Origin of the sequence: Niveispirillum fermenti, from assembly GCF_048066175.1 — a bacterium.
Classification (GTDB): domain Bacteria; phylum Pseudomonadota; class Alphaproteobacteria; order Azospirillales; family Azospirillaceae; genus Niveispirillum; species Niveispirillum fermenti.
This window is the reverse complement of sequence record NZ_JBLTXA010000163.1, coordinates 1-230: the sequence shown is the minus strand read 5'-3', so window position 1 is coordinate 230 and position 230 is coordinate 1. Positions and strand designations below refer to the sequence as shown.

Genomic DNA, 230 nt, shown 5'->3' with positions numbered 1-230 from the left:
TTTCGAGACCGCCACCAGCCATTCCATCACGGTCCAGGCCAGTGACGGCACCGATACCAGCACCCAGACCTTCACCATCAACGTCACAAACGCCGCGCCCGCCACGCCGACCGACAGCGACAATGACGCGAACAGCGTCGTCGAGGGTGCCACCAACGGCACCGCCGTCGGCATCACGGCCAGCGCCACCGACATCAATGGCGGGACTGTCACCTACAGCCTGACCGACG

1 protein-coding gene is annotated in these 230 nt (G+C 65.2%); it reads left to right on the top strand.

Translation table 11 applies throughout. The features are described 5' to 3' along the window. A partial coding sequence (locus ACM9LZ_RS26205; protein WP_416622425.1) for a hypothetical protein occupies nucleotides 1-230 on the top strand: 230 nt, incomplete at both ends.